The organism is Nonomuraea sp. NPDC004702, from assembly GCF_053601695.1.
This window is the reverse complement of sequence record NZ_JBSGCE010000062.1, coordinates 46433-53487: the sequence shown is the minus strand read 5'-3', so window position 1 is coordinate 53487 and position 7055 is coordinate 46433. Positions and strand designations below refer to the sequence as shown.

Here is a 7055-nt window from a genome sequence, read left to right as displayed (position 1 = left end):
GGCGCCGCGAGGCGCGGGGGGGGGGGGGGGGCGGGGGGGGGGGGGGGGGGGGGGGGGGGGGGGGCGGCCGGGCGCGCCGCGGCCGCCCCGTCCGCGGCGGCCGGGGTGGCGGGGCCGGCCAGCTGGGTGAGGGTGGCGCCGGTCAGCGACAGCAGGGATTCGACCAGGGCGAAGTCGGGGTCTCCCGCGCGGGCGGTGGCGAGCAGGCGGCGGTGCGCGAGCTCGAGACGGGCGTCGACGTAGACCGTGGAGCGGGTGAGGCGGGTGGCGTCGCCCGCGAGCGTGCGCCAGAGGGCGGGGGACAGGGAGATGGAGGTGCAGACGTCGCCGCCCGCCGGGTGGGCGAAGCGTTCCTCCTCGCCGGGCGCGCCGAGGTAGGCCATCGTCGGGTCGACGGCGGCCTTGCGGCCGTCGGCCATGCGGCGGAACGCGCCGCGGTGGACCAGCACCATGCGGTGGGCTCGGCCCACCTCGGGCCGCGACCAGCCGCGGTGGTCGTCGGCGCAGGTCACCAGGTCGAGGGTGAAGCCCTTCCCACGGGCCAGCGGCTTGGAGGATCGCACCCGCCGAACGCTACGCTCCACCACCGACAATCTCCCCGCCAGGGCTCGGGGCCTTCGGCGACGCATGCGTCCCAGGGGCTACGGCCTCGGCCACAGTACGCGCCGGAGGCATGGGGCGGGGGTGCGGTGGGGGTGGAGGTGTACAGCAGCGGTGGGGGGTGGGGGTGTGCGGCGGGGTGTAGCCCGTCTGGGCGCGGGGGCGGTGGCGGTGGCGGTGGGGTGTGGTGTGTGGCGGTGGGCCGTGTGGGGTGGCTGCGGGGGCTGCTGAGAGTGCCGCGGTGGGGCGGGTGGGGTGCAAGGATGTTCAAGACCTTGGGGGGTGGCACCGGCAAGGGTGGGGGCATGACGACAGTGATTTCCTCCATCGTTTTCGACTGCGCCGACCCCGTCGCCCTGGCGGGCTTCTATGCCAAGGCGACCGGGTGGCAGGTCGGCGACTCCGACCCCGACTACGCCACCGTCACCGGCGGCCCCGTGCCGCTGGCCTTTCAGCGGATCGACGGCTACCAGGGCCCGGGCTGGCCCAACGACGGCAAGCACGTGCACCTCGACCTCACCGTCCCCGACGTCGAGGAGGCCAGGCGGGCGCTGGTCGCCCTGGGCGCCACCCTGCCCGGCCACCAGCCGGGCGGCGACGACTGGACGGTGCTGCTCGACCCCGAGGGCCACCCGTTCTGCGTGATGCCCGGCTAGAGCCCGGCGAAGAACGTAGTGCCCGGCAGAACGGCTAGAGCTCGGCGAAGAACGAGCTGACGTCCTCGGCCAGCAGGTTGGGGGCCTGCAGGGCGGCGTAGTGGCCGCCGCGCGCCGGCTCCGACCAGCGCACCACGTTGTGGGAGCGCTCGGCGTAGCGGCGGACCGTGCTGTCGCCGGGGAAGACGGCCACGGCCGTCGGCGTCGTGCCGGGCTCGGCGGGCGGCGCCCAGTCGCCGCCGCTCTCCCGGTACAGGCGCGCGGCGGAGCCGGCGGTGCCGGTCAGCCAGGTGATGGTGACGTTGGTCAGGACGTCGTCGGGGGCGACCCCGCCGGCGTCCTGACCCCAGCTCGCGAACGCGTCCAGGTGCCAGGCGAGCTGGCCGGCCGGCGAGTCGGCCAGGGCGTAGGCGAGGGTCTGCGGCCTGGTGCTCTGGATGGCGGCGTACCCGGAGAACTCGCGGTGCCAGCGCTCGATCCGCCGCGCGCGCTCGGTCTCGGCCTCGGTCAGCCCGGACAGGTCGTCGGAGACGAACGCCGTGAGCGCGTTCAGGTGCACGCCCGCCACCCGGTCGGGGACCATCCGGGCCAGGGCGGGCGAGACGAGCGAGCCGAAGTCGCCGCCCTGGAGGCCGTACCGGTCGTAGCCGAGGCGGTCCATGAGCTCGATCCAGGCGGCGGCGACCCGGCGCACGCCCCAGCCGGTCTCGGTGGTGGGGCCGGAGAAGGCGAACCCGGGCACGGACGGGATGACGAGGTGGAAGTCGCCGCTGAGCGCCTCGGCCACGCGGGAGAAGTCGGCGAACGTGCTCGGCCAGCCGTGCGTCAGCAGCAGCGGCAGCGCGCCGGGACGCGGCGAGCGCACGTGGGCGAAGTGCACGCGCTGGCCGTCGATCTCGGTCGTGTACTGCGGCAGCTCGTTGAGCCGCGCCTCGTGCGCCCGCCAGTCGTAGCCGTCCAGCCAGTACGCGGCCAGCTCGCGGACGGCCTCGGGCGGCACGCCGTAGGACCAGCCGACCCCCTCCAGGGCGTCCGGCCAGCGCGTGCGGTCCAGCCGCGCCCGCAGGTCGTCGATCGCGGACTGCGGGATGTCGATGAGGAATCGGTTCATGCCGCCCACGCTAGGCAGCATTGCGGCCAGGATCGGGCCACAATGGACCCGTGCTCGACACCTCGGCGCGGCTTCTGCGCCTGCTCTCCCTCCTGCAGACCCGGCGCGAGTGGCCCGGCGCGGAGCTGTCGCAGCGGCTCGGCGTGGCCCCGCGCACGCTGCGCCGTGACATCGACCGGCTGCGCAGCCTCGGCTACCCGGTCGGCTCCACGCCGGGGGTGGCGGGCGGTTACCGGCTCGGTCCCGGCGCGGAGCTGCCGCCGCTGCTGCTCGACGACGAGGAGGCCGTGGCGGTCGCGGTCGGCCTGCGCACGGCCGCCGGCGGCACGGTGACCGGCATCGAGGAGACCTCGCTGCGCGCCCTGGCCAAGCTCGAACAGGTGCTGCCCGCCCGCCTGCGGCAGCGCGTCAACGCCCTGCAGACGCACACCGTCCGGGTCGGCGGGCAGGGCCCGACGGTCGACCCCGAGCTGCTGACCCGCATCACCGCCGCCTGCCGCGACCGCGAGCAGCTGCGCTTCGACTACACCGACCACGAGGGCGCCGTCACGCTGCGGCGGGCCGAGCCGCACAGCCTGGTCAGCAAGGGCAGCCGCTGGTACCTGGTCGGCTGGGACGTCGACCGCCACGACTGGCGCACGTACCGGGCCGACCGGATCGAGGTGCGCACGCCCAACGGCCCGCGCTTCGCCCCCCGCGAGCCGCCGGAGGCCGACGTCGCCGCGTGGGTGCGCCACCGGCTCGGCCACCAGATGTGGCCGGTCCAGGCCCGCTTCCTGATCCACGCTCCGGCCGGACGGCTGGCCGGCCGCGTCGGCGGCGAGGTCGAGCCGGTGGACGAGGCCACCTGCGTGCTCACCATGCGCGGCGACGACCTGCACCTGATGGCCGTGGCCGTGGCCTTCCTCGACCTCGACTTCGAGGTGCTCGAACCGGCCGAGCTGAAGGAACGTCTGCACGCCCTGGGACGGCGGCTGCTCTCTTCCAGAATATGATTCGGTGATGGCCACGTCAGCGTTCTTCACGCGCAAGGAGGGCGAGTTCGTGCCCGCCCCGCACGCGCGCAGCCCCTGGTCCCCCGACATGCTCCACGGCCGACTGCTCGGCGGCCTGGCGGCGAGCGCCCTGGAGGAGCGGCACGGCGAGCCCGGCCTGCACTTCGCCAGGCTCACCGTCGACCTGTTCCGCAACAGCCCCATGCTGCCGGTCACGGTGGAGACCACCCTGGTCAGGGACGGACGGCGGATCCGGGTCGCCGACGCCGTGCTCTCCACCGGACAGGGCGTGATCGGCCGGGCCTCGGCCGTGCTGCTCCGGCAGGGCGAGCAGCCCGGCGGCCGGCTGCCGCACACGCCCGCCTGGGACGAGCCGCCGCCCGCCGGCGACCCGGCCGAGGGGCAGGGCTGGAAGCCGCCGTTCGACCTGTGGCGGCTGACCGAGTGGGGGCAGGGCGGGCGCGACCGGGTGTGGCTGCGCGAGACCCACCCGCTGGTGGACGACGAGCCGCTGACGCCGCTCACCCGCGCCGCCCTGGCCGCCGACTTCGCCAGCCCGCTGGCCAACGTCGGCTCGGCGGGCGTCAGCTTCATCAACGCCGACTACACGCTGACGCTCGCCCGGCTGCCCGAGGGCGAGCTGATCGGCGTCGAGGCCACCGGCCACCTCAGCGCCGGCGGCGTCGCGACCGGCCAGGTCACCCTGCACGACACGGCCGGGCCGATCGGGTTCTGCGTGGTCACGGCGGTGGCCAACCCGGTCGCCCTGACCGGCGGCTGACCGTCCGCCGAGCCCCTGAGGCGGTCAGGCGGGGTGCTCGTCGCGGTCGCCCGACCAGTCGGTGTGGAAGGCGCCCTCCCGGTCCACCCGGTGGTAGGTGTGCGCGCCGAAGTAGTCGCGCAGCCCCTGCACCAGCGCGGCCGGCAGGCGGTCGCGGCGCAGCCCGTCGTAGTAGGCCAGCGCGGAGGAGAAGCCCGGCGTCGGCACGCCGATGCGCACGGCCGTGGTCACCACGCGCCGCCACGCGTCCTGCGCGGCGTTCAGCGCGGCGGCGAAGGTCGGGTCGGCCAGCAGCGTCGGAAGCCGCCGGTCGGCGTCGTAGGCGGCGCGGATGCGGTCGAGGAACTTGGCCCTGATGATGCAGCCGCCGCGCCAGATGGTGGCCATGGCGCCCGGGTCGACGTCCCAGCCGTACTCCTCGGAGGCGGCGGCGATCTGGTCGAAGCCCTGCGCGTAGGCGACGATCTTGGACGCGTACAGGGCCTGGCGCACGTCCTCGATCAGCTCGCGGCCGCCGACGCCGGACAGCTTCGGGCCCTCCAGCGACGCGGCGGCGGCGCGCTGCTCCGGATGGCCCGACAGCGCGCGGGCGAAGACGGCCTCGGCGATGCCGGTCACCGGCACGCCCAGGTCGAGCGCGCTCTGCACGGTCCAGCGGCCGGTGCCCTTCTGCTCGGCCTGGTCCACCACGACGTCCACGAACGGCTTGCCCGTGGCCGCGTCGACCTGCTCCAGCACCTCGGCGGTGATCTCGATCAGGTACGAGTCCAGGTCGCCCCGGTTCCACTCCCTGAACACCTCGGCCAGCTCGGCCGGCGTCGCCCCCAGGGCCTGGCGCAGCAGGTCGTAGGACTCGGCGATGAGCTGCATGTCCGAGTACTCGATGCCGTTGTGCACCATCTTCACGAAGTGCCCGGCGCCGTCGGGGCCGACGTGCACGGCGCACGGCACCCCGTCCACCTTGGCGGAGATGTCCTGCAGGATCGGGCCCAGCGCCTCCCACGACTCCTTCGAGCCGCCCGGCATGATGCTCGGGCCGAGCAGCGCGCCCTCCTCACCGCCGGAGATGCCGGTGCCGACGAAATGGATGCCGCGCTCGCGCAGCGCCGCCTCACGCCGCCGGGTGTCCTGGAAATGCGCGTTGCCACCGTCGACGATCATGTCGCCCGGCTCCATCAGCTCGGCGAGCTGGTCGATCACCGCGTCGGTGCCGGGACCCGCCTTCACCATGATGATCGCCCGGCGCGGCCGCTTCAGCGACGCCACGAAGGCGGCCAGCTCCTCGGCCGGCACGAACGTGCCCTCCCCGCCGAACTCCCTGACCAGCTGCTGGGTGCGGGCCGTCGTGCGGTTGTGCACGGCGACGGCGTACCCGTGCCTGGCCAGGTTCCTGGCCAGGTTGCGCCCCATGGTGGCCAGGCCGGTGACGCCGATGTCTGCCAAGTCCATCTTCAATGCTCCTCTGTGGGGGATACGCACGATCAAGCTGGGAGGTTCGGCGAGATATTCCCCCTTCGCTCAGGACGGGGAGCGCACGCCGAGCTCGTCCAGCCTGGCGAGCATGTCCGCCGGATCGGCGTACACGCGGAAGGCCCCGGCACGTTCGAGCTCGTCCCTGCCATATCCACCGGACAGCAGCCCGATGCCGAGCGCGCCCGCCCGGCGGGCGGCCAGCAGATCCCAGACGCTGTCGCCCACCACCATCGCATGCAGCGGGTCCACCTGGACGAGCGCCGCACCGGCCAGGAACAGATCCGGGTCCGGCTTGGCCCGCCGCACCTGGTCGCGGGTGACCATCGGGGTGTCCTCCGGCAGGCCGAGCATGCCCAGCGCGAGCCGGGCCGTACGGGCGTAGCCGCTGGTCGCGATGGCCCACGGCACGCCGCGCGCGGTCAGCTCGCCGAGCAGCTCGGCCGCCCCCGGCAGCGGCCGGACCGACGCCACCTGCTGCTCGTACGCCTCGGCGTGGGTGACCTGCAACTCGTCGATCTGCTCCTGGGTCAGCTTCAGGCCGGTCTCGCGCAGCAGCGCGCTGACGAACAGGCCGCCGCTCATGCCGATGCGCCGGTGGATGCGCCACACCGACAGGTCGATCCCCATCCCGGACAGCGCCTGCCGCCAGGCGATGACGTGCTGGTAGACGCTGTCGATCAGGGTGCCGTCCAGGTCGAACAGGAACGCGGGCGTGGGGGCCTGCGGGAAGTCGTTCATGACGTCCATGACACCATGGGGGGCATGCGGATCATCATCGCGGGTGGCCACGGCAAGATCGCGCTGCGGCTGGCCGAGCGGCTCAGGTCCGGCGCGGTCGGCCTGGTGCGCAACCCCGCGCACGTGGCCGACGTCGAGGCCACCGGGGCCGAGGCCGTGCTGTGCGACCTGGAGCAGGCCACCGCCGACGAGGTGACGGAGATCCTGCGCGGCGCCGACGCCGTGATCTTCGCGGCCGGCGCCGGCCCGGGCAGCGGCGCGGCCCGCAAGGACACCGTCGACCGGGCCGCGTCCGTCCTGATGGCCGACGCCGCCGAGCGGGCGGGCGTGCGGCGGTTCATCCAGATCTCCTCCATGGGCGCCGGCCGCCCGCCCGCGCCGGGCAGCGACGCGGTCTGGGCCGCCTACATCGAGGCCAAGACCGCCGCCGAGGACGACCTGCGCGCCCGCGACGGCCTGGCCTGGACGATCCTGCGCCCCGGCCGCCTGACCGACGAGCCCGGCACGGGCCTGGTCCGGCTGGCCCCGCAGGTGCCGCCCGGCTCGGTGCCGCGCGACGACGTGGCCGCCGTCGTCATGGCGCTGCTGGAGAACCCGGGCACCGCGCATCGCACGCTGGAGCTCGTCTCGGGCGACACGCCCGTGATCGACCTCATAGCCACCGAGTAATGCGTCCCCTTTGCCGATTGCTGGCTATGACT

Annotated in this window: 7 protein-coding genes and 1 pseudogene; 4 read left to right on the top strand and 4 right to left on the bottom strand. The window is 74.5% G+C overall.

Translation table 11 applies throughout. The features are described from left to right. A pseudogene (locus ACWEJ6_RS43700) lies at positions 1–563 on the bottom strand (hypothetical protein); the annotation flags it as partial. 342 nt (positions 564–905) lie between these two features. Here ACWEJ6_RS43700 and ACWEJ6_RS43695 point away from each other — a divergent pair. Then, positions 906–1256, top strand: a complete 351-nt coding sequence (locus tag ACWEJ6_RS43695; RefSeq protein ID WP_364337466.1) for a VOC family protein — start codon at positions 906–908, stop codon at positions 1254–1256. A 34-nt stretch (positions 1257–1290) separates the two neighbouring features. On the opposite strand, the gene ACWEJ6_RS43690 is transcribed toward ACWEJ6_RS43695, so the two are convergent. Next, entirely contained in the window at positions 1291–2367 is a 1077-nt protein-coding gene (locus ACWEJ6_RS43690) for an epoxide hydrolase family protein (protein ID WP_452431386.1), read from the bottom strand. Positions 2368–2417: 50 nt separating this feature from the next. Between ACWEJ6_RS43690 and ACWEJ6_RS43685 the strand changes: the two genes are divergently transcribed. Together ACWEJ6_RS43685 and ACWEJ6_RS43680 are read left to right on the top strand one after the other, a co-directional pair. Further along, positions 2418–3362 carry a helix-turn-helix transcriptional regulator gene (locus ACWEJ6_RS43685; RefSeq protein ID WP_387669355.1) on the top strand — a complete coding sequence of 315 codons (945 nt, stop codon included), beginning with the start codon at positions 2418–2420 and terminating at the stop codon, positions 3360–3362. A gap of 7 nt (positions 3363–3369) precedes the next feature. Next, positions 3370–4143, top strand: a complete 774-nt coding sequence (locus ACWEJ6_RS43680) for a thioesterase family protein (RefSeq protein ID WP_452431385.1) — start codon at positions 3370–3372, stop codon at positions 4141–4143. A gap of 24 nt (positions 4144–4167) precedes the next feature. On the opposite strand, the gene gndA is transcribed toward ACWEJ6_RS43680, so the two are convergent. Beyond that, on the bottom strand, positions 4168–5592 hold the full coding sequence (gene gndA, locus ACWEJ6_RS43675; protein ID WP_387669352.1) for an NADP-dependent phosphogluconate dehydrogenase: 1425 nt from the start codon (positions 5590–5592) through the stop codon (positions 4168–4170). A 69-nt stretch (positions 5593–5661) separates the two neighbouring features. Further along, positions 5662–6354: an HAD family hydrolase gene (locus ACWEJ6_RS43670; protein WP_387670361.1), complete on the bottom strand. Its 693-nt coding sequence runs from the start codon at positions 6352–6354 to the stop codon at positions 5662–5664. Positions 6355–6378: 24 nt separating this feature from the next. Between ACWEJ6_RS43670 and ACWEJ6_RS43665 the strand changes: the two genes are divergently transcribed. Then, positions 6379–7023, top strand: a complete 645-nt coding sequence (locus ACWEJ6_RS43665; RefSeq protein WP_387669350.1) for an SDR family oxidoreductase — start codon at positions 6379–6381, stop codon at positions 7021–7023. Positions 7024–7055 lie beyond the last annotated feature (32 nt).